Below are 21321 nucleotides of genomic sequence, written 5' to 3' on the forward strand. Positions count from 1 at the left end.
CCCCGCGTCCGGCGCACCGTCGCGGATACGCCGGGAACGCCCCGGCGTCACAGCCTCAACAGATGAGAACGGCGCGCCGGCGCCGCAAGGCTTGCGCGCGTCGGGCGCGCCCACGCCGCGCAGACTCTCTAAAATTCCCGTCGAACCCGCCTTGCCGGCCCAATGTCCCCGCCCCCTTTATAATAATCAGAGCGCGGTTAGCCGGGGCCGCCCGGCGCGTCTCGCGCTCGCGGAGGAACGGCCATGGAGACGCAACAACCCCTCACCCCCGAACAGCGCGGCGAAGTGCGCGAAGTTGTCGCCGTGTTCGACAATCTCGACGCGCTTCAGTCCGCCATCGACGATCTGCTGACCGACGGCTTCGACCAATCCACGATCAGCCTCCTCGCGGACGAGGCGACCGTGCGGGAGAAACTCGGCGCCGATCGCGTGCCGGCGGAAGCGCTGGAGGACAATCCCGCCGCGCCGCGCAGCGAATACATCGACCCCGAAGCGCGCAATCAGGCAAAGGCCGGGCTAATCGGAGCCCTGATGTATATCGGCGCGATCGGCGGCGCAGGGGCCGTGATGGCGGCGGGCGGCGCGCTCGGCGCGGCCATTGCGGCGGCCATCGTCGCGGGCGGCGGCGGCGGCCTCATTGGCGCAACGCTCGCCCAGATCGTCGGCGCGCGCGAGGCCGCCTGGCTCAAGGACCAGATGCAGCACGGCGGGCTCTTGCTCTGGGCGCGCGTCTGGGACGACGCAAAAGAGAAGACCGCCATCGCCATCATGCGCAGGAACGGCGGCCGCGACGTCCACGCGCATACGGCCGCCGCCTGACGAGGCGTCGCCCTCCCCCAGCGCAACGGGGAGGGCGACCGCTTCACGCGGCAAGCGCTGGGGTCTTACCAGCCCCAGCCCCAACCATTGTCGTATCCCCAGCCGCCACAAACATTGACCCACTGGCGCTGCCAGCCGAAAGCGGTCCACACCCAGTGGGGGCGATAGCAGCCGGAACCCCACGCCGCGCCGTAAACCGGCCAGCCGGCGCCCCAATAATAGCCGCGCCAGGGGCGGCGCCATCCCCACCCCCGATACCCCCAGCCAACGGGGCGATATCCCCAGGGCCGATGACCCCAACCGCCGCCGCCCCAGCCCCAGGGCCGGTGCCCCCAGCCGCCGCCCCAGATGGTGCGCGGCCCGCCGGCGACCACGCCGCCATGCCAGCCCCCGCCGCCGAAGCCGCCGCCATGCCAGCCGCCGCCAAAACCGCCTCCGCGGAAGCCGCCGCCGTGGAAGCCGCCGCCGAATCCGCCTCCATGAAACCCGCCGCCTCCAAGCGTCTGAGCCTCGGCCATGCCCGCCGACGCCAGAAGCGCCGTCGCGAGCGCCGCGGTCGTAATCTTGAGTTTCTGGATCGCCATATCCGCCTCCCTGCTGAAGGGCGCTGAACCGCAGAACCGCGCGGGCGCGCGTTCCGCCGCCCCTCCCGCAACAAAAATAGATGCCGCCGCAAGGGGCGCACTTCAAGGCGAAGACCCTGCGGGGTTTCCGGCCGCCATTCGCATTAAAATAGAAATCTGTGGTTCAGCCTTTTCCTTAGATAAAAAACGCCATGTGTCGCATTCATGCAACAGTTTGGTTCACAGTCGTTACGACGAACAAAATAAATTTCTTTCAACGCCTCCACTTGTACGAAAATCAGAAACCGCATGAAAAAGACAAGACGCTGCGCCAGCGCCGCTGAACGCATCAGATGTGAGCCATTGCAGCATTTTTCATGCCTTTATTTTGCCCGCGCCGCCGCCTAATCGGGAGCCGCGCCGTCGCTGAAACCACGGCGTGCGGAAAGCGTGCGCCTGTTGCGCACGCCGTCAGGAGAGTGCTGTTGAAAAAATTGTTGATTGGAGCCGCCATCCTTCTTTCCTCGAGCTTCGCGGCTGACGCCGCCTGGGTCGGAAAGGCCTCGTACTACAATCTCGGCGGCCGCACCGCGAGCGGCGGCCATGTCGGCGCCTTTACGGCGGCGCATCGAACCCTGCCCTTCGGCGCGAAAGTGCGCGTCACCAATCTGAAGAACAATCGCTCGATCGTCGTGACGATCAATGATCGCGGACCCTTCACCGGCGGCCGCGTGATCGACGTTTCCGCCCATGCCGCCGATGCGCTCGGCTTCCGTTCCGCTGGCGTCGCGCAGGTTAAGGTCGAGCCGGTCTCCGTGGCCGAGGCTCAGTAACGCCACCACAGCGCGGTGATCGCGCCGCGCTCGGCCGGCGAATTGACGCCGCTGAGCGCGGTCACCCCGCCGATCTGCACGGAGATCGCGGGCGTCACGTCATAGACGGCGCTCAGCTGAAATTTCTGCGCGGCGACAAATGTCGCCATGCCGCCCCTCGGCGCAAAAGCCGAGAAGCTTTGCGCCATGACCATCAGCCGGTCCATGGGGCGTAGGCCCGCGGTGCAATCCGCACGCACTTCGTCGCCGTTCTGTCCGCGCGAGCGAAAGCCGAGCTGTGCGTCGAGAAAGCCGGACATGCCGAAAAGGGCGAAGGGACGCCCCATGAGAAGACGGACGTCGAGTTGCGCCGCGTCGCGCATGTCGAGAAACCGCCGCGCCTCCTTCGAGGCCGCTCGAACGCTCGCCTCGAGGGAGAAGACATAGTCGCAATATGCGAAAAGCCGCATGCGCGCGCCCGCGGCGCCGATCCCGAGACCGGCATATTTCGGCCCAGGCGGCCCCGCGACGGAAAGCGGCAGGCCCGCCTTCGCTTCCTCGATCAGAAGATTGAGATGATCCGTCGGAACGGCCGCGCCGTGAAAGTCGAAATAACCGGCTTCGCCCACGAAATTGAGCCAGTCGGCGACGCCGTGCTCGACATAGATCTTCGTCTCGAACTTGCGATAGGACGGCGTCTTGATGAGCCGGCCCTGCGCATCATAGGCGTTGCTGGCGTCGGCGAAAGTAGTCGTGACAATCGCCTGTCCCTTCCCCTCGGGATAGAGCCAGGCGCCCGCCAGCACGGAAAAAGGCGCGCAAAACCAACATATGACACACAATGCCAAAAGCGACGCACGCATGACGCCACGCCAAACGCTGCGCCGGGCGGCGCGATACAGCTTGAACGCTACCGTCAGACCAGGAAGGTGGCAATATGAATGTAAACAGTCTGTCTACAGACGTTCCGTGTACGTTTCTCTCATGTTCTCTGCGGTGAAAGTCTTGCCCTTGTAGAGGACGCTTTCCAGCCGCAACTCGCCCTTGGGATCGAAGGCGTCGGGGCGCAGACGCAATTCGCCGTTTTCGAATTCGAGTCCGAGCATGGCGTAGGCGGCTGAGATCATGCGCGCGGCGGCGCCCGTGTACCAGCCCCAGCCGCCGCGGCCTTCATAGCCCTCGCCTTCATAGACATCGGCCGGCTGCTGATGCGGCGGCAAGCCGTAGATGTCCGCCTCGGCGGGGGTTTCGAGTTTCGAGATCGGCGAAATGGCGATCCAGCTCTCGAAGGCCCGGCGGAACAGTTCCGCCGCCGCCTCGGCGTCGCCGCTCGTTTTCGCCTCCGCGCCGAGCTTGGCCAGCGCGTCCACGAACCAAGAGACGCCATGCGAATATTGCCCGCCGTTCTCTCGAACGCCCGGCGGATATTCCGCGCTCCGGCCCGGATAGGGGTCGGAATGTTCGTTGAACGGCGGCGTCACGAGCAGGATGCGGTTTTTGCGGCCGAGCACAGCGAGCGCCTTTTCGATCGCCTCGCGCCCGCGCGCGAAATCGACCGCATGGGTGAGCGTCGGCCAATGCGCGGTCATGGCGCTCATCGGCGCGATCTCGCGGCCGTCGTCCGCGAAATCGCGCACGTAGCGATCGCCGCGCCAGCATTTGTCGAGCGCGTCTCGCAGTTTCGCGGCGCGTTCGCGATAGCGCTCGGCGCGCGCCCTGTCGCCCTTCTGCTCGAAAAGCGGCGCGATGTCGACGAGGATGCCGTGCAGGAAGAAGCCCAGCCACACGCTCTCGCCCCGCCCTTCGGCGCCGACGAGATGCATGCCGTCGTCCCAGTCCCCGGAACCGACGAGCGGGAGGCCATGCGCGCCGAAACGGTCAAGCGTATAGTCAATCGCTCGGGCGCAGTGACCGAGCAGCGTGTCTTTGTCGCGCGAGATCAGCGGCACGGTCGCCTCGCCCTCCTGATCCTTGGGCACGGGATTGGCCTCGAGGAAGGTCTCGACCGCGTCGAGGATCGCCATGTCGCCAGTGCCCTTGACGTAGCGGATCGTGACATAGGGCAGCCAAAGATGCGGGTCGGACGAATGGGTGCGATCCGCCAGTCCGGTCCCGCCATTGGGCGCGCGATGCCACCATTTGCAGGCGTCGCCCTCGAGATACTGGTGCTTCGCGTGCAGCAGGATTTGCGCGCGGGCGCGCTCCGGCGCGAGATGGATGAGCGGGATCACGTCCTGCAACTGGTCGCGATAGCCCGTCGCCCCCGAGCGCTGCGACGGCCCGGTGCGGCCCCACAGGCGCGAGGCGAGGAGCTGATAGGGCAGCCAGTCGTTGACGAGGCGGTCCACGTCCGGCCTGTTGGTCTTGATGCGCAGCACGGACAACTGCCTGTCCCATGCCGCAACGCTCGCCTCCAGCTCCTTTTTGGCGAAAGCGGGATCTCGCGCGAGCGTCGCGAGCCGCCGCGCCTCCTCCATCGTCGTCGTCTGGCCGAGGGCGACGACGACGGTCGCTTCGTCGCAGGCCGGCACGTCGATGGCGCCGCAAAATGCCGCGACCTTACGCTCGTGCTCCGGCGCGCCGGCGTCCGGATGCCCGTGCTCCACCATGTAGGGCAGATAGGGATTGCGGCTTTCGTGGCCGAGGAAGCGGCGGCGCGACGTTTCCGCGAATTCCGCCGGGATCGAGGTCGAGACGAAGGCCCAGCCCTTGACGAAATTGTTGCGCGGATTTCGGAAATAGATCGTGTGCAGATCCTCGTCGATCACGGACTGGACGGCGCCGAGGCTCTCCGTCGGGATTTCGGCCAGAATGACCTCCATCGCCGGGACGATCTGCAACAGGCGTTCATGCATCGCCTTGTTGCGGATTTTCAGCAGACGAAACTCGATCGGCTCCGTCGGACTCACGAAGACCGTCATCTCCAGTTCGAGATGGTCGCGCTCCGCGCGGAAGATTGCCGAGCCCGGCGCGAAGGTGACGTCGTAGCGCGCGTCGCGGCGACGCAGGGGCACGAAGGTCGGGCTATGCGCGTCCGTGCGGGCAAGATCGTAGACGTAGATCATCTGCCCCGCCGGCGCCATGCGGCCCTCGCCCAAGCGGAAGGGGGTGAAACTGTTCAGGCGGGAATTGCTGGAGAATGAGAAGATGTCGCCGTCGTTCGTCAGAACGCAGCCTTGCCCGACGGCGTTGGCGATGACATGGGCGAAGGGGCGCGGCGTGCCCGGCTCCAGCGTGAGGCTGCGTCCGTCCTCCGAAAAAGCGTATCGGTTGCGCGGCGGCGCCGGCGGCATGACGAGCGACCGCTTGCGCGACAGGGCGCGGTCGAGGATTTCTGGCGCGACAGGGGCGACGCCGAGATGGCGCGCGACGGAATCCGTGGCGCGACCCATGTCCCTCGCCCAGCCGTCGACGATGATCAGCTCGGCCGTTCCCGCCGGCGCGATGTCGATTTCCACGCGCAGGCTCGCGCAGGGATCGAAACCGTAGAGCAGGCCCTCGTCGCCGGGATCGCGCGGCGTTTCGCCGAGGCCGAGCAGACTGTCCGGCGCATTGGTCGGCCCCATGCCGTAGAAGCGGGACTTCACGTCCTCGTAGCCGAGGACCGTCATCCTGGTGTCGGGCCCGGCGCCGATGGCGTGAAAGCCGATTTCCGGCGACAGGCGCCGGTCGGCGTGACGCCGCGCGCCGCCCTTGAGCAGTCGGTTCTGCGCGAAAATGGCGTTGAGCGACCGCACGTACCACGTGCCGACGTGAATGGCGTTGTAGGCCGCGTCGCGCAATTCGACGTTCGTTTCGTTGAGCACCCATTCGCGCAGCGAGGCGAGAACGAGCTTGCGCGGGCGAGGCTCGAGATTGACGATCTTGAGATGCTGGATCTCGACCGCCTCGTCCGGCGCAAGCGAGACCCGCGCCTCGACCGCGAAGCCGTTGTTCTCCGCCATGAAGAAGAGGCAGTTCTCGCCCGCGTCGACGAGATTGGCGCAGGCGCCGGGGCAGCGCGTCGGCGCCTCGCCCACGGACCACAGCTCGCCGCCGTCCTCGCGCAGGAAAAGGAATCGTCCGCGCGGATGGGCGTGGTCGTCCGGCCGGCGCGTGAGGTCGATCGGCGGACCGCCGCGCGCGACGCCCTCGATGCGGATCGCGCCCTGCCCGTCCTGGAACCACTCGCTGGTCATCAGACCGTTGGTGAGCTTCATCGGCCGCGAGCCGGGCGCGCCGCCGGCGCCGGTGACGCCTTCGAGCGGGATTTTCTGCGCCTGGGCGAGGCGCGCGAGCAGGAACAGCACGAGGCCCAGCGCGACGAAGCCCGCATAGGCGAGATAGCCGCCGACGAGATAGGTGTAGGACGGCGGGCGCGTCGCACTCATCTGCTCGGCCGCGCTCCACGCCTTGTCCCATTCCGCGCCGCGCGGAATGTAGAACGGCAGCAGCAGCGGCGCCCAGGTGCCGAAGCGGCGGATGCCCTCCGGTATGGCGCGGCTCACCTGCTCCTTGCCGAGGAAGCGCGCGGCCCTTTCGTCCAGGGCGTCGCCGCCAACGAAGGAGAAATTCACCAGCGTCGCCACGCGCAGGCCCATGTGGTCGAACCAGATGAGCACCCGCAACACGTCATAGGCCAGCAGCGCCGTGAAAATATCGAGACTCCAGGCGCGGAACTCCTCGTCCGGCAGAATGTAGCTCATCCAAATGGCGACGCCGGTGCGAATGAGCCCGTCCTGATTGTACCAGGTCGGGTCCGGCGCCGCCTTGAGGAAAGAGTAGATCACCGGCGCCATCCACAGGCCCCAGCGCAACACGCGCACGGCGTTGTCGACGAGCATGTCGAGCCCTTCCCAGCTCGCCAGCTGGCGCAGGGGCTGAAGGCTGCGCTGGACAAGCGCCGTCAAGAAGAACAGATTGATCGAGAAGAGCGGCGCCGCGAAAACCCACTGAATGACGCCCGACAGCGACTCGTCGTAGAACAGTCGCACCCCGCCGTCGACGACGCCGAGGTCGGTCGCGCCCCATTTCGAGAATAGCGGACGGACGATATAGGGATTGATCGGCTGGCTGGCGGCCGCGTAGTCGAGCGCGGTGTAGGCGTAGAATTTCCTGACCACCGTGCCGAGCTGATCCGCGTCGAAATACCAGGCGATGGCCCCGGCCACGAAAGCGCCCAGCATCGCGCCGAGCGTGTAGACGCGCCAGCTGCGCAGACGCTGACGGCGGCCGCGGGTCAGTTCGCCGACGTCGAAGGCGGCGTCGACGCCCGCATAGGCGAGCGCGCCCGTCGCCGCGCCAAAGAGAAAGCGGTCCGGCCCGCTCGCCGCCGGCAGATCGATCATCAGCGCGATTCCGACCGCCGCGCCCGCCACGAGGCCGCGCGCGTAATTCGAGGGGCGGATGTAGGCCTCCTCGAGACGCCCCAAGAATGGCGGCGTCGAGTCGGTGCTCTCCATGATGGCGCGCGCCAGCGGATAGGTCGCGGCGCCGATCAGCGCCGCGCCGACCGGTCCCGTCATCGTCACGACGGCGAGCGCGGGCGGGAACGAGACGATGAGCCCCACCGCGAGCACCAGCGCCATGAAGACGAGCCCGTACACGAAGCCCTTTTCGGCGCCGGTCTTCCAGTCGTGATAGACCACGACGGACAGCGACGGCGTGGCGCGCAAAAGGCCCGCGATGGCCTGCGTGACGAGATAGGTCTGGCCCCACAGTCCCGCCTGCGCGAGCGCCGCCGCCACGGCCGCCGCCGCCGCTGCGACCGGCGCCGGAACGTAGGGCGTGACGAAGACCGTGACCGCCGTCGCGACGAAGGGCGTCAACGAGGCGAGAAAGGCGGAGACAAACAGAATGCCGTGCGGACGCCATTGCCGCGGCAGGAAACGCCCCAGCGCGAGCGGCACGCCGACGACCACGGCCTCGTTCAGTAGAAACAGAACGAAGGTTCGGCCAACGATTTTTTTCAGGAACTCGGGAACGTCCTGACCGAGGAAAAACGCCTCGCCGATCTGCGTGATCGGCGGCGAGCCGAGCGCGATGATCAAGCTGAACAGGAAGGGGAGCAGGAAGAGCGCGATCCGCAGCGGCATACGCGATCGCGCCGTGAGCGCGACGACGCCGGCGAGGTAAACGATCGTCGCGGCGCCCGCGCCGACGGGCGATAGAAGAAAAAGCTGCTCGAGCGTGTCGGGCGCCCGCCACAGCACCCAGGACCTGTCGCAGAGCGCCGCGAAGACGCCGACGGCCAGAAAGTCGACCGCGAAATTGACCGCCTGCCGGCCGCCCTCGCTCGAGGGACGCAGGAGATAGAGCGCCGCGCCGGAGAAAAAGCCGGCGACAAACAGATGGTCTCTCCCGCCCGACGCCTCGAGCGCCGCGACGACGGCGAAGACGACGCCGAAAAGAATACGCTCGAAAAGTGCGCCGCCAGTCTCCGATTCGCCATGGGTGTGGGCCATGGAGTTCCTCCGGGCGTCCGTTGGCCGGCGCCATCTTATGGTTAATTGCCGGAATCACCGGCAGCCTAGCTGATTCCCTAGCCGCAGGGCGGGGGAAAAGTCGACTCCCGCCTCCGTAACGCGCCTGCGGCGCTTCGCATCGGCCGCCGGAGCCGTTATAGTGAAAAAAGCGTTAATTCCGCGCGCCGGCGAGGGCGAAGCGAGTGAGCGACATGGAAGAGCCAGTGCCCGCATCGACCGACAACGGCCGCCCGACCTTGCGCGTGCGCTCGTCCGGCGCGTCGATCGACCGCATCTCTGCGATCGTCGCGGCTGATAGCGGCGCCGCGAAGGCGGGCGAGCGAAACGCCGATTCGGCCGGCAAGGCGTCGCTGGACCAGCGCATGGCGGGCCTTGCGGCCGCCCTGCGCCGCGCGCGCGTCGAAAACGCGGAACATTCCGCCGCGCTCGCCGATCTGCGCGCCGCGGAGATCGCGCGGCTGGACATTCTCTCCGACGCGCTCTCGCCCGTTCTGGCGCAGGTTCCGCCGGATTGCGACATTTTCGACGTCGCGGTTTCCCCCGGCGAGCGTCCGCGCCTCTTCATCGACCAAATCGGTTTCGTCGAGATGGATCGCGACCGCCGCACCTACCGTTTCCTGCAGGACACGCGGCACGGCCGAATCACGCTGCGTGAGAGCGGCGACGTCGAGGACATGGTCGACGCCGTGACGGATTATATCGCCCATCGCCTCATCGAGCGGGAAAAGGCGCTCGCGATCGATTATGCGAGCGGCGGCGCGGCGCGGACGATCCGTTCCCGCGGCAAACCGACCGAGGCGCGGGCCGGCTTCTGGAGCGGCAATGCGTTTCAGGCGTTTCTGTTCTTTATCGAGTTTCTGGGATCGGCCGCTTTCTTCGGCTTTCTGGCGGTCATCGTCCTATGGGCCTACCGGACCTACGTCGCGCCCTGACTCCAGCTTTCCGCGTCAACCTCCGTCACCTCGCCGGCCTCATTGAGGCCGCGCCGGCGCAGACTGATCCGCAGGGCGCCGTTCTCCCGCTCGATCCGGTAGAGATTATAGGCGGCCGCCGGATAGTGCCCGCCCGGCCGCGCCGAGGCCGAGGCCACGCCGACGACCGGCGTGTTGCCGCCCGCCCCCGAAAGCCATGCGAGGCTCGGCTTGTGGTTGTGCCCATGCAGCACAAGCTCCGCGCCGTGGCGGGCGATCACGGTCTCGAACTCCGCGGCGTCGTCGAGTCCGCGCAGGACGCGGGCGCCGCCGACATGCGGCGGGTGATGCAGGAAGACGACCCGCACGAGCCCCTCGGATCTGGTCTGGTCAAGAAGACGGCCGAGCGCATCGAGCTGGTCTGACCCCAGACGCCCCGACGCGATGAACGGGGCGGTCGGCACGCCGGAGTCGAGACCGATCAGGGCGACGCCCCCGCGCCGGCGCAGGAAGGGAAAGCCCGCCGTCCCGGTGTCTCCCGCCGTCCAGGGCGCGAAGACCTCATGCACGAGTTTCGTCGCGTCGGCGACATAGGCGTCGTGATTGCCGGGCGTGAAGCTCACTTCCCCGGGCGCTCCCAGCGTCGCGAGCCAGTCCTTGGCGAGCGCGATTTCGCCCGGCAGGCCAATGTTCACGATATCGCCGGTCATGACCACATGGTCGGGCGCGTGCGCGCGCATGTCCGCGACGAGGCGCGCGAGCACGCCCATGTCGTGCTGGGCCGAGCGCTTGTAGAGCCAGTTCACATAGCCGGTGACGCGCTTGCCGAGCAGCTCCGCCAGATTAGGCCGGGGAATGGGTCCAATATGCGCGTCGGAGAGATGGGCGAGAAGAAAGCTCACGTTCGACCTTCGTTGTGTCCGAATAGTCCTAGAGCCTTCGCGCGTCATTTGCCATAGTCGCGCCATGAGACAGGAAACGCCCGCGACGAGGGCGCCGGAAAAGGACCGGCCCGAGTCCTCTCTCCGCGCGCGGCTGACGTCGCGGCTCATCACCTTCGGGGCGCTGTTCCAGCGGCCGATGACGCTCGGGGTCCGGGGACTCGTCATCGATTCCGAAGACCGCGTCCTGCTGGTGCGCCACACTTATGTCCCGGGCTTTTATCTGCCCGGCGGCGGCGTGGAAGGCGGCGAGACTCTGTTGCAGGCGCTCACGCGGGAATTGCAGGAGGAAGGCGGCGTGCGGCTGCTCGGCGCGCCGGCGCTTCATGGCGTCTACCTCAACCGCCGCATTTCCGCCCGCGACCACGTTGCGCTCTACGTCGTGCGCCACTTCGCGTGGGAAGGGCCGCGCGAACCCAACCGGGAAATCGCCGAAGCCGGCTTTTTCCCCCTTTCCGATCTGCCAGGCGACGCGACGCCGGCGACGCGCGCCCGCCTCGCGGAGGTCTTGAACGGCGAGCCGGTCTCGCCCTATTGGTGACCCATGTTTCGGATGAAATTTCCCCTGTCGCTCGTCCTGACCGCCGCCCTTGCCGCGCCGGGAGCGGCGCGCGCCCAGAGCGACGCGCAGCATGTGATGGACGCCATCTTCCAGATGTTCGACCAAAACGGCGACGGCTACATCACGACGACGGAGGCCAATCATTTCATCGACAAGACCTTCGCCGACATGGACCCGAAACGCACCGGGAAGATCGCCCCGGCCGCCTGGCTGAATTTCAGCTTCGGCCTCGCCGACATTGCCGCCGACCAGGGTCGCACAGACGCCTATGACCGCGCGAAATACAAGATTTTCAAGCGCTGGGACCGCAGCAGGAGCGGCTTTCTGTCGCTCGATGATTATCGCGCCGGGGTGCTCGGCGACGCGCGCATAGGGGTCGGAGCCAAAGCGGCGGACGAAAAGGATATGAAAATCGACCTCGCCGCCTTCAAGCGCGCGCCCTTCATCCGCCAGCTGATGCGCAGCCTGCATTGAGCGCCAGCGCGCCCAAATCCCGCCAGCCATAGGCGAGGTCAGGCAGGACCATGCCGTAAATTTCCCACACGCCTTCTATTCCGACGGGCGTCGCGCCATGCGCTTCATAGAACGCCCGAGCGTGCAACGCGTCTCGAAACACCCAGACGCTGGCGCTGGCGCAGCCGTTGTCGATCAGGCGCCGGGCCATCGCGGCGAGAAGCCGGCGTCCGACGCCGCGCCGCTGAATGCGCCGCAGCAGATAGAGCGACGAAATTTCTCCCTCGTATCCGAACGGCGCGAGCTTGTCGGAGCTTTGCCGGCGACAATGGCCGAAGCCTGCAGGCCCGCCGGCGTCGTCGAGCGCGAGAAAAATGGCCGCGGCGGGATCGCCGCCCTCCGAGAGCCGCCCCCGCCATCTCCCGGTCCATTCGTCGAGGTCGAGTCCGGCGAGCGTCTCGGCGGGCATCATGCCGGCGTAAGTCTCGCGCCAGCAGGCGATGTGAATTTCCGCAATGGCCGGGGCGTCCTCCGCGGTCGCGCGGCGAATGGGCGTTCTCGTCATCGGGGTCAATCTCTCACGGCGCCGGGAGGCCGCGCAACGCGCCGTTTTGCCCCCGGCGCGGCGCATGATAAGGGCTCGGCGACAAGCCAGCCGCAATGATCGACCTCGTCATCAAATTCTTCCCCCTCACGGCCGCCGACGAAGCGCAGATCGAGAAGCTCGACGAACGCGCCTTCGGACCCGGCCGATACGCGCGCACGGCCTACCGCCTGCGCGAAGGCGTCGCGCCGGATTTGTCGCTTTCCTTCGTTGCGCGCGTCGGCACGCTGCTCGTCGGCGCGAACCGCATGACGCCAATTCTCGTCGGCTCCTCGCCGGCCCTTCTGCTCGGGCCGCTCACGGTGGAGCCGGCCTTCCGCTCGCAGGGGGTGGGCGAAACGCTCGTCAAGCACTCCCTGGACGCCGCGCGGGAAGCCGGTCACGGGCTCGTGCTGCTCGTCGGCGATCTGGACTATTACGCGCGCCTGGGCTTCGCCCGCGTCCCGCGCGGCAAGATCGTCATGCCGGGCCCAGTCGATCCGGACCGCCTGCTCTATTGCGAATTGCGCCCCGGCGCGCTCGACGCCGCAAGCGGCAAAATGCGGCGCGTCTGACACGATGAAGCGCCGCATCCTTCTCGAACGCTATGACGCGCTCGTGCGCGAGCGGGGCCTTCATCCCGACGCCTCCCAGGACGAAGCGGTGACGAAGCTCCAGGCGCTGGTCGACGCGCTCGGCGACGGCGCCCGTCCCGGCGGCGGCCTGTCGCGCCTGCTTCGGTTCGTCGCTCCCGACCGCGAGCGCCCGCGCGGTCTTTATCTCTGGGGGCCGGTCGGGCGCGGCAAGACCATGCTGATGAACCTCTTCTTCGAGGCCGCGCCGGTCGAGCGGAAGCGGAGGACTCATTTCCACGCCTTCATGGCCGACGTGCACGAGCGGCTGCACCGCGCCCGGCGCGCCGCAGCCGAAGGGGTTGCGGACCCGGTCACGGCGATTGCGCAGGAGATCGCAGCGGAGACGCGGCTGCTCTGTTTCGACGAATTCGCCGTGACCGACATCGCCGACGCGACGATTCTCGCACGGCTTTTCACGACGCTCTTCGCGGCGGGCGTCGTCGTCGTCGCCACGTCCAATGTCGAGCCCGGGCGCCTCTATGAAGGCGGCCGCAACCGCGACCTTTTCCTGCCCTTTGTCGCGCTCTTGCAGAAGCGGCTGGACGTCCTACGGCTCGCGGGACCGATCGACTATCGCGCCCGCCACGATTGCGAGGGCGAGGTCTTTTTCGCGCCGGCGGACGCGCGGGCGCACGCTGCGCTGGACGCGCTCTTTTTCTCGCTCACCGGCGTCAAGCACGGCGCGCCGGAGACGATGGAGGTGAAGCGGCGCGCGGTCTTCATTCCGCAGGCGGCCGGCCGTGTGGCGCGCATGGGCTTCGCCGACGTCTGCGGACGCCCGCTCGCCGCCGGGGATTATCTGGCGCTGGCGCAGCGCTTCGACGCCGTCATCGTCGACGACGCGCCCATCCTCGCGCCGGAACAGCGCAACGAGGCGCGCCGCCTTATCATGCTCGTCGACGTGCTTTACGAAGCGCGCGCCCTCCTGGCCATGTCGGCGGCCGTGGAGCCCGAACGCCTCTACGAGGCGCGAGAAGGGAACGAGGCGCGCGAGTTTCGCCGCGCCGTTTCCCGCCTCGCCGAAATGCGCGGGCGCCGCTATCTCGAAAGCTGCGCGGCCGGCAGGCGGCTGCTGGCCCCGACGTCGACCTGAGCCGCGGGCTTCACGGCTTCGCCATGCACTCCTTGATGTCGCTTTCTTTCTTCATGCGCTCGAACGTATCCGCGCAATAGCGCTCGAGGTCGGCCCGCAGCTTGGGATCGCCGGCGGCGGCGCGCATGCCCATGGCGCCGTCGAGCAATTCTTTCTGCGCCGCATGAACCTGTTTGGGCGTCAGCAGCGAAGAACAAGATTCATAGCGCTTGAGCAGGGCGTCGCATTGCGGGATCCCCGTCGGATCGACGGCGTAGGCGGGCATGGCGGCGAGAACGAACAAGCAAGCAAGACGGTATTTCACGGGTCCTGGCCTCATTGGCGTTGTTTGGAGGGAAGCCTTTAGCTCATTTTCGCGTCGGGCGGGACAAGTCTCTGGCGAGACCGGAGCAAATCCCGCGACGGGCGCGCGGCGGGCGCAAAAAACAAAGCGGGCGGCGGGCCTTTCCTGGGACCCGCCGCCCTGCTGTCTCCGGGATAAGTGTCTCGCGAATCCCGAAGAATCCCGTCTCGCTCAGAGACCCGCGAGATAACTCGTCGGATCGACCGGCGTGGAGCCCTTGCGCAGCTCGAAGTGGAGCTGAGGGGAGCCGACATTGCCGGTCTGGCCGGACTTGGCGATCGTCTGTCCGCGCTTCACCGAGTCGCCGCGCTTGACCTCAAGTTCGCCATTGTGGGCGTAAGCGGTGACAAAACCGTTCGGATGGCGGATCAGAACCAGATTGCCGTAGCCTTTCAGCTCGCTGCCGGCGTAGGCGACCGTGCCGCCTTCCGCCGCCTTCACCGGCGTGCCCTCCGGCACGGCGATGTTGATCCCGTCATTGCCGCCAGAGGAGAAGCCCTGAATGATGCGGCCGCGCGCCGGCCAGCGGAATTCGGGCTTGTCGCTCTCCGTGACGGAGACTTTCGTCGCCTCCTCCGCCGGCGGGATGGATGCAGTGGGCGTCGACTTGTCGACCGCCTGTCGCACCGGGGTCGGCGCGGGTTCGGCCGGCTTCTCGGCGGCGGCGAGTTTCTGCTGCTTCTCGGCCTTGGCCTGCTCTTCGCGGGCGGCGGCTTCCTCACGCGCGGCCTGGGCCTTGGCGAGACGCTCGGCCTTCGCCGCTTTGGACGCCTCGGCCTTGGCGAGCTTCGCCTCCTCCGCAGCCTTGGCGGCCTCCGCCTTCGCCGCTTCGGCCTTCGCCATATCGGCCTTGGACTTCGCGGCCTCGGCCTTGGCGAGCTTGGCCTTTTCGGCCGCGGCTTTGGCTTCGGCGGCCTTCAGCTCCGCGGCCTTCCTGGCCTCGGCCTGCTTCGCTTCCGCGACTTTTTTCGCTTCGGCGGCTTTCGCGTCGGCCAGTTTCTTGGCCTCGAGCGCCTTCGCCTCGGCGGCTTTCTTCGCTTCGGCGGCTTTCGCCTCCGCAGCCTTCTGGGCCTCGAGCTTGGCGAGTCGCGCCTCCTCCGCAGCCTTTGCGGCCTCGGCCTTCTTCTGGCGGCGAATCTCTTCGTCCCGCGCAGCAGCTTCGGCCTTCTTGGCCTTGGCCTCTTCCTCGCGAGCCAGCTTGGCGGCGCGCTCGGCCCTAGCCTGCTCCTCGCGGGCGGCCTTGGCGGCGGCTTCCGCCTTGCGCTGCTCCTCGCGGGCGGCGGCGGCTTCGGCCTTGGGATCAGGCTTGGCTTCAGCGACCTTCACCGGCGCGGCGGGGGGCGCGGCCGGCGCGGCATGGGCGACGCCGCCGGCGCGGTAGACCGGAATGATGATGCGAGAACCGGGCTGAACCTGCGAGGCGCTGGCAAAGCCGTTGGAGCGCAGGAGGGCGTCGGTCGGCACGCCGAAGCGCGTCGCCAGCATGCCCGCAGTCTCCCCGGGGCCGACAGTGACCGGCGTGCCGCCGTCAGCAGTCCAGTGGGATCCGCCCGAGCCGGCCGGAACCGGCGCAGCGGAAGCGACTGGCGCTGGAGCGCGCGGCGGCGTCGTCGCCGATGCGGTCGGCGGCGGCAGGGGCCGGGAGTCGACATGCGGCCTCGACGGGATGGCGCCCGTCGGCGCGCGGTCGACGCCGCGAGACGAGATTTTTGGGGCGCCGCCTGAACCGAAAGGATCGGAGAAAGGGTCCGAGAAACGCGAGGCGTCTGAACAGCCCGCCATCAACGCGGCCGCCCCCGCGGCCAGCAGGAGCCGCACTGCGGCCTGCGAATAAGCAATTTGACGCTCTATAGCCATGACGCGACCCACTCGCACGCACCATCAACACGAAAGTTGTATGCGCGAGCGGGTTAAGGAGCCGTTTAAGATGAACGCGGGATGAGTCGCTTCACGAAAATCTTCAGCATATCGGAATCCCTCGGCCTATAGCGCGTTTGCGACGCCAAGCGTCGCGAGTCCAAGGCTGTGCGGACCAAGGTCGGTTTCCCGCATCTCCCCCCCTTCGATGCGGTCAACCTTAATCAATCGTTGACGCGGACGCTCCTCGGGGTCGCTCTGCTCGTTGAGAACGTAAACGAGAGATCCCCCGGGCGAGAGAATTCGAAGCAGCGCGGCGGGCGAAGCCTGAAGCGCGGCCTGAACGACGATGCGATCGAACGCGCCCAGCGCAGGCGCAGGGTCGAGCCCGTCGGCGTGCAGCGCAGCGACGTTCGACGCCGGCAGCGCCGCGAGGCGGCGCGCCGCCTCGATGGCGAGCGTCTGGAAACGCTCCAGCGTGACGACCTCCTGCGCGAGCCGGGCGAGGATCGCCGCGCCATAGCCCGATCCCGTCCCGACTTCGAGCACCCGATGCCCGCGGCCGATGCGCATGACCTCGATCCGGCGGGCGAGGTCGGCCGGGCGGCACATGCTCTGTCCGCAGCCGAGCGGCAAGGCCATGTTGCGATTGGCGAGATCGCGAAACTTGTAGGGCGCGAAAGCCTCGCGCGGCACGGCCTCGATCGCGCGCATCACCGATATGTCGCGCACGCCCGCCTGCCGCACCGCGAGCATCAGCACGGCGCGCTCCTCGAAGGCGGCGGGGGCGACGCCGGGCGCGCTCATAGACCCTCCTCGAAGACGGCGGCGAGCCGCGTGACGCTCGGATGGTCCGTGAGGTCGAGCTGGAGCGGCGTCACCGAGATCTTATTTTCGTCGATCGCCAGCAGGTCCGTGCCTGCCCCCGGCGAGAAATTTCCCCGCTGGAAGGAAATCCAGTGATAGGGGTTCCCTCGCCCATCTTTGCGCTCCTCGATCCGCATGAGATCGTTGCTGCGCCGGCCCTGCATGGTGACGGCCACGCCCTTGACCTCGTCGGCGTGACAATTAGGAAAGTTCACGTTCATCAGCACGTTGCGCGGGATGCCGGCGGCGAGGAGCTTGCGCACGACGGCGAGGCCATGCGCCTCGACGCAGTCCCAGTAAATGGTGCGCCGGCCGGCGAAGAAGTCATAGCACTGAGACAGCGCGATCGCGGGAATGCCGAGGATCGTCGCCTCCATCGCCCCGGCGATGGTGCCGGAATAGGTCACGTCCTCCGCGAGATTCTGACCGCTGTTGACGCCCGAGATCACGAGGTCCGGCGGATGATCGAGCATCAGCTTGCGTACGCCCATGATGACGCAATCCGTCGGCGTGCCCTTCACCGCGAAATGACGGGAGGAGATTTCACGCAGGCGGAGCGGATCGTTGAGCGACAGGGAGTGGGCGACGCCGGACTGTTCGAACTCCGGCGCGACGACGAAAACGTCGTCGGAGAGTTCTCGCGCAATTCTCTCGGCGATGGCGAGGCCGGGCGCATGAACGCCGTCATCATTTGTGACGAGAATGCGCATTCAGGCGGCAACCATGAGAATTTTATCGAAAACCTGACAATAAAAAATCTTCGCGGCGAGGATAGATCGCCTCGGTTTCGCCCTATCTTCTTCAGTGCGAGTAACTTTGTTCAGGAGGCTCATATGCGCAAACTTTGCCTTTCCCTCGTTGCCGCCGTCGCCGTCCTTGGCGCGGCTCCCGCCGCCTATGCATTCGAGGCGATGCTCGGCGGCAGTTTCGGACTGCATGAACATCCGGGTTCGCGTCATCACATCATGACCCTCGGCGCAGGCGACATCGTGAACATCGACCATTGCGACCACGGCTGGTGCGCCGTGACGCACGGACCGCATAGCGGCTACATCTACCTGTCCCGCGTGCTGGACGGCCGGGTTTACGGCCCGCGTGGCGGGACGATGGGCGTTCAGGACAGCGGCCCCGCCGAACTCGGCGCGGCCATCGTCACGGCGCCGTTCGACGCCGCTGGCGAAGTCCTCGACGCAGGCGTCAGCGTCCTGCGCTGAGGGTCTCCCCGAGGTCGGGAAAAGCCTCCAACCGGGAGCTTTTCCCGTTCCTTGAGTTTACGCGCCCGGCGCGATTCGCGTCAGTCCGCTCATATAGGGCCGAAGGACGAGCGGCATCGTCACGGAGCCGTCCGCTTCCTGATAATTTTCCAGCACCGCCACCATGGCGCGGCCGACCGCGACGCCAGAGCCATTCAGCGTATGCACGAAACGCGGCTTGCCGTCCGGGCCGCGCGAGCGGGCGTTCATGCGGCGCGCCTGGAAGTCGCCGCAGACCGAGCAGGATGAAATCTCGCGATATTTGCCCTGCCCCGGCAGCCAGACCTCGAGATCGTAGGTCTTCTGCGAGGCGAAACCCATGTCGCCGGTGCAGAGCACGACCTTGCGATAGGGCAGTTCGAGCGCCTGGAGAACTTTCTCGGCGCAGCCCGTCATCCGCTCATGCTCGTCGAGCGACTGCTCCGGCGTCGTGATCGAGACCAGCTCCACCTTGTAAAACTGGTGCTGGCGGATCATCCCGCGCGTGTCCTTTCCGGCCGCGCCGGCCTCGGCGCGGAAGCAATAGGTGCCGGCGGTGAGACGCATGGGCAGTTGCGACTCGTCGAGAATGGACTCGCGCACGAGGTTCGTGAGCGGCACTTCGGCGGTGGGAATGAGCCAGTAGTCCATAGCCGGCGTAAATTTCGTTGCGTCGCCATCCGCCTTCACAGCGGCGTCGAACGCTTCTTCAAAAGTGAGCTGTCGGACCGCGCCGAACTGATCCTCTCTGAACTTCGGCAATTGCGCCGTGCCGAACATGGCCTCGTCGCGCACGAGCAGCGGCGGGTTCACCTCCATATAGCCGTGCTCGCTCGTGTGCAGATCGAGCATGAATTGCGCGAGCGCGCGTTCGAGCCGCGCGAGCGGCCCCTTGTTCACCACGAAACGCGCGCCCGAGAGCTTGGCGGCGGCCTCGAAATCCATGAAGCCGAGACCCTCGCCGATCTCGAAATGCTCCTTTGGCGTAAAGTCGAATGCGCGCGGCGCGCCCCAGCGGGCGACTTCGACATTGTCGTTCTCATCCTTGCCGTCGGGAACCTCGTCGAGCGGCGTGTTGGGGATGCTCGCGAGCGCATTGTCCAGCTCCGCGACGGCGTAGCGCTCGGCCTCCTCCAGCGCCGGCCAGTTTTCCTTGATCTGCGCGACCTCCGCCTTGAGCGCCTCGGCTTTCGCCGCGTCTCCGGCCTTCATCGCGAGCCCGATTTCCTTCGAGGCGGCGTTGCGGCGCTCCTGTGCGGCCTGCAATTGGGCGATGGCCGCGCGGCGCGCGTCGTCGAAAGCGAGGAGTTGCGCCGACATCGGCGCGAGCCCCCGCCGCTCCCGTCCCTTGTCGAAAAGTCCAGCGTTCTCGCGAATCCATTTGATGTCGTACATGTCGGGCTACCGGCGGGGTGGAGGAAAATTTTTCAAGCTGTCACGCCCGGCCTGCGCCGGACATCCACGCGGCGCCGCCGTGACGTCATGCGGAGGAAACGCCGAAGCCTCTCGGCGTGGATGGCCGGGACAGGCCCGGCCATGACGGCGGGCTGTTCGGCGTCTTTGTCTCGCAGCCGCGATAGAGGGTCAAGCGGACGCAATGTCGCTTATTGCTGCGCCGCCGCCTCTTGCGCCGCGCGTTTCTTCTCGACCATCCGCACGGAATAGATGGAGAGTTCGTAAAGCGCCATGCCGGGAAAGGCGAGCGCGAGCTGGGAGAAGACGTCCGGCGGGGTGAGGATCGCCGCGATGACGAAGACGATGACGATGGCGTAGCGCCGCTTCTCGGCGAGGAATTGCGACGACACGATCCCGACCTGCCCAAGCAGCGTCAGAATCACCGGCATCTGGAAAACGACGCCGAAGGCGAGCACCAGCGTCATGATGAGCGAGAGATATTCCGAGACGCGCGGCAAAAGCTCGATTTGCGCCTTGCCCGGCTCGTTGGCCTGCTGCATCCCGATGAAGAAACGCAGCAGATTGGGCATCACCAGAAAATAGACGACCAGCGCGCCGATCGCGAAAAAGATGGGCGTGGCGAAAAGATAGGGCCGGAACGCCGCGCGCTCGTGCCGGTAAAGCCCCGGCGCGACGAAGGCGTAGAGCTGCGACAGCACGATCGGACATGAGAGGAAGGCGGCGGCAAAGAGCGCGACCTTGATTTGCGTGAAGAAATATTCCTGCGGCGCCGTGTAGATCAGGCGCGCCTCCGGCCCTGCGACCTGCGTATAGGGAATGACCAGGAGGTTGTAGATGTCCTTCGCGAAGAAGAAAGAGAGGATGAACATCGCCAGAAAGGCGAGCAGCGCCTTGATGAGGCGCTCGCGCAACTCCATCAGATGTTCGATCAGCGGGGCCTTGCTGGCCTCGATTTCAACTTCGTCTTCCGGGCTCATTTTTCGGCCTTTTCGGAAGGGCCGCCGGCTTCGCCGTCCCTGGTCTGCGCGGTCTTCGGCGACGCCCTCTCGCCAGGCTCCTGCCCCTCCGCCGCGCCGACAATCTGCTTGCGGGCCTCGGCCATCGGATCGAAAGCGCCGTCGAGTTTGACGCCTTTCATGATCTTTTTGTTCGTCTCCTCGATTTCCTTCTGGAGATCGGAGAGTTCCGCCTCGCGAAGCGCCTCCATGAACTGCCCCTGGAACTCGGCCGCCATGCGGCGCATCCGGCCCGTCATCTGGCCCAGCGTGCGCAGCACGCGCGGCAGATCCTTCGACGGAATCGCGATCAGCGCCACGATGGCGATGACGATGAGCTTGCCGGGGTCGAGATCGAACATTTCCCGTTCCGAGTGGACGGCGGAGGGGCTCCACACATCTTATGAGAGGGGCGGAAGATCGCGCGCCCCCGCTAAATCCAGACTAGGACGACTTTCCTCCGCCGCAGCGGCGCGGGAAAGACCAAAAAAGCCCCGGCCTCTCAAACCTTGTTGCCGTCGGCGGATTTGTCCGCCTCAATGGCGCGGCGTTCGGCGGTCTGCTCGACGGGCTTTTGCGCGTCCGCCACGTCGTCCTCCGCCATGCCCTTCTTGAAGGCCTTGATGCCCTTGGCGACGTCGCCCATCACGTCGGAGATTTTGAACTTCCCGCCGAACAGCACGAAAACGACGCCGCCGACGATGATCCAGTGCCAGATCGACAGGCTGCCCATGACGCGAACCTCCGGAAACATGATGGACCGGGATCGCCGGCC

Annotated in this window: 22 protein-coding genes; 9 read left to right on the forward strand and 13 right to left on the reverse strand. The window is 66.7% G+C overall.

Translation table 11 applies throughout. The annotated features are described in order from the left end of the window. Window positions 1–243: 243 nt before the first annotated feature. Entirely contained in the window at window positions 244–819 is a 576-nt protein-coding gene (locus ACV959_RS10925; protein ID WP_475736637.1) for a hypothetical protein, read from the forward strand. Window positions 820–884: 65 nt separating this feature from the next. On the opposite strand, the gene ACV959_RS10930 is transcribed toward ACV959_RS10925, so the two are convergent. Further along, window positions 885–1403 carry a hypothetical protein gene (locus tag ACV959_RS10930; protein WP_475736638.1) on the reverse strand — a complete coding sequence of 173 codons (519 nt, stop codon included), beginning with the start codon at window positions 1401–1403 and terminating at the stop codon, window positions 885–887. Between ACV959_RS10930 and ACV959_RS10935 the strand changes: the two genes are divergently transcribed. Next, window positions 1384–1695: a hypothetical protein gene (locus ACV959_RS10935; RefSeq protein ID WP_475736639.1), complete on the forward strand. Its 312-nt coding sequence runs from the start codon at window positions 1384–1386 to the stop codon at window positions 1693–1695. The two genes, ACV959_RS10930 and ACV959_RS10935, sit on opposite strands and share 20 nt — an antisense overlap. A 172-nt stretch (window positions 1696–1867) precedes the next feature. Continuing rightward, window positions 1868–2215, forward strand: coding sequence for a septal ring lytic transglycosylase RlpA family protein (locus ACV959_RS10940; RefSeq protein WP_475736640.1), 348 nt, complete (start codon window positions 1868–1870; stop codon window positions 2213–2215). Here the strand turns inward: ACV959_RS10940 and ACV959_RS10945 are convergent. Both ACV959_RS10945 and ACV959_RS10950 read right to left on the reverse strand, forming a co-directional pair. Next, a complete protein-coding gene (locus ACV959_RS10945; RefSeq protein WP_475736641.1) occupies window positions 2209–3000 on the reverse strand; it encodes a hypothetical protein in 792 nt (263 codons plus the stop codon). The two genes, ACV959_RS10940 and ACV959_RS10945, sit on opposite strands and share 7 nt — an antisense overlap. Before the next feature lie 150 nt (window positions 3001–3150). Then, a complete protein-coding gene (locus tag ACV959_RS10950; RefSeq protein ID WP_475736642.1) occupies window positions 3151–8637 on the reverse strand; it encodes a GH36-type glycosyl hydrolase domain-containing protein in 5487 nt (1828 codons plus the stop codon). Between the two features lie 383 nt (window positions 8638–9020). Between ACV959_RS10950 and ACV959_RS10955 the strand changes: the two genes are divergently transcribed. Beyond that, a complete protein-coding gene (locus tag ACV959_RS10955; protein WP_475739649.1) occupies window positions 9021–9590 on the forward strand; it encodes a hypothetical protein in 570 nt (189 codons plus the stop codon). Here ACV959_RS10955 and ACV959_RS10960 read toward each other — a convergent pair. After that, entirely contained in the window at window positions 9575–10471 is an 897-nt protein-coding gene (locus tag ACV959_RS10960; RefSeq protein WP_475736643.1) for a metallophosphoesterase family protein, read from the reverse strand. The genes ACV959_RS10955 and ACV959_RS10960 overlap by 16 nt on opposite strands. 64 nt (window positions 10472–10535) lie before the next feature. Here ACV959_RS10960 and ACV959_RS10965 point away from each other — a divergent pair, with 64 nt between their 5' ends. Next, a complete protein-coding gene (locus tag ACV959_RS10965; protein ID WP_475736644.1) occupies window positions 10536–11051 on the forward strand; it encodes an NUDIX domain-containing protein in 516 nt (171 codons plus the stop codon). 12 nt (window positions 11052–11063) lie between these two features. Then, window positions 11064–11546, forward strand: a complete 483-nt coding sequence (locus ACV959_RS10970; RefSeq protein ID WP_475736645.1) for an EF-hand domain-containing protein — start codon at window positions 11064–11066, stop codon at window positions 11544–11546. Here the strand turns inward: ACV959_RS10970 and ACV959_RS10975 are convergent. Beyond that, the gene (locus ACV959_RS10975) at window positions 11515–12090 is read right to left on the reverse strand and encodes an N-acetyltransferase family protein (protein WP_475736646.1); all 576 of its coding nucleotides are present in this window, start codon (window positions 12088–12090) and stop codon (window positions 11515–11517) included. The two genes, ACV959_RS10970 and ACV959_RS10975, sit on opposite strands and share 32 nt — an antisense overlap. Window positions 12091–12185: 95 nt before the next feature. Here ACV959_RS10975 and ACV959_RS10980 point away from each other — a divergent pair, with 95 nt between their 5' ends. After that, window positions 12186–12683, forward strand: a complete 498-nt coding sequence (locus tag ACV959_RS10980) for a GNAT family N-acetyltransferase (RefSeq protein WP_475736647.1) — start codon at window positions 12186–12188, stop codon at window positions 12681–12683. A 4-nt stretch (window positions 12684–12687) separates the two neighbouring features. Further along, the gene (gene zapE, locus ACV959_RS10985; RefSeq protein ID WP_475736648.1) at window positions 12688–13836 is read left to right on the forward strand and encodes a cell division protein ZapE; all 1149 of its coding nucleotides are present in this window, start codon (window positions 12688–12690) and stop codon (window positions 13834–13836) included. 10 nt (window positions 13837–13846) lie between these two features. Here zapE and ACV959_RS10990 read toward each other — a convergent pair whose 3' ends face one another. From ACV959_RS10990 to surE, 4 genes are all read right to left on the reverse strand, one after another. Continuing rightward, on the reverse strand, window positions 13847–14140 hold the full coding sequence (locus tag ACV959_RS10990) for a hypothetical protein (protein WP_475736649.1): 294 nt from the start codon (window positions 14138–14140) through the stop codon (window positions 13847–13849). A gap of 210 nt (window positions 14141–14350) precedes the next feature. Further along, a complete protein-coding gene (locus tag ACV959_RS10995; RefSeq protein ID WP_475736650.1) occupies window positions 14351–16036 on the reverse strand; it encodes a peptidoglycan DD-metalloendopeptidase family protein in 1686 nt (561 codons plus the stop codon). A gap of 126 nt (window positions 16037–16162) precedes the next feature. Then, window positions 16163–16843, reverse strand: a complete 681-nt coding sequence (locus ACV959_RS11000; protein WP_475736651.1) for a protein-L-isoaspartate O-methyltransferase family protein — start codon at window positions 16841–16843, stop codon at window positions 16163–16165. Further along, window positions 16840–17613, reverse strand: coding sequence for a 5'/3'-nucleotidase SurE (gene surE, locus ACV959_RS11005; protein ID WP_475736652.1), 774 nt, complete (start codon window positions 17611–17613; stop codon window positions 16840–16842). The genes ACV959_RS11000 and surE overlap by 4 nt, the downstream gene beginning before the upstream one ends. Window positions 17614–17736: 123 nt before the next feature. On the opposite strand from surE, the gene ACV959_RS11010 reads away from it, so the two are divergent. After that, window positions 17737–18117 carry an SH3 domain-containing protein gene (locus tag ACV959_RS11010; protein WP_475736653.1) on the forward strand — a complete coding sequence of 127 codons (381 nt, stop codon included), beginning with the start codon at window positions 17737–17739 and terminating at the stop codon, window positions 18115–18117. Window positions 18118–18174: 57 nt separating this feature from the next. On the opposite strand, the gene serS is transcribed toward ACV959_RS11010, so the two are convergent. From serS to ACV959_RS11030, 4 genes are all read right to left on the reverse strand, one after another. After that, window positions 18175–19530, reverse strand: coding sequence for a serine--tRNA ligase (serS, locus tag ACV959_RS11015; RefSeq protein ID WP_475736654.1), 1356 nt, complete (start codon window positions 19528–19530; stop codon window positions 18175–18177). 209 nt (window positions 19531–19739) lie between these two features. Further along, window positions 19740–20528 carry a twin-arginine translocase subunit TatC gene (gene tatC / locus ACV959_RS11020; protein ID WP_475736655.1) on the reverse strand — a complete coding sequence of 263 codons (789 nt, stop codon included), beginning with the start codon at window positions 20526–20528 and terminating at the stop codon, window positions 19740–19742. Next, entirely contained in the window at window positions 20525–20908 is a 384-nt protein-coding gene (locus ACV959_RS11025; protein WP_475736656.1) for a Sec-independent protein translocase subunit TatA/TatB, read from the reverse strand. The genes tatC and ACV959_RS11025 overlap by 4 nt, the downstream gene beginning before the upstream one ends. Before the next feature lie 140 nt (window positions 20909–21048). Further along, entirely contained in the window at window positions 21049–21279 is a 231-nt protein-coding gene (locus tag ACV959_RS11030) for a twin-arginine translocase TatA/TatE family subunit (protein WP_475739650.1), read from the reverse strand. Window positions 21280–21321 lie beyond the last annotated feature (42 nt).

The sequence above is a fragment of the Methylocystis sp. Se48 genome (assembly GCF_056269425.1).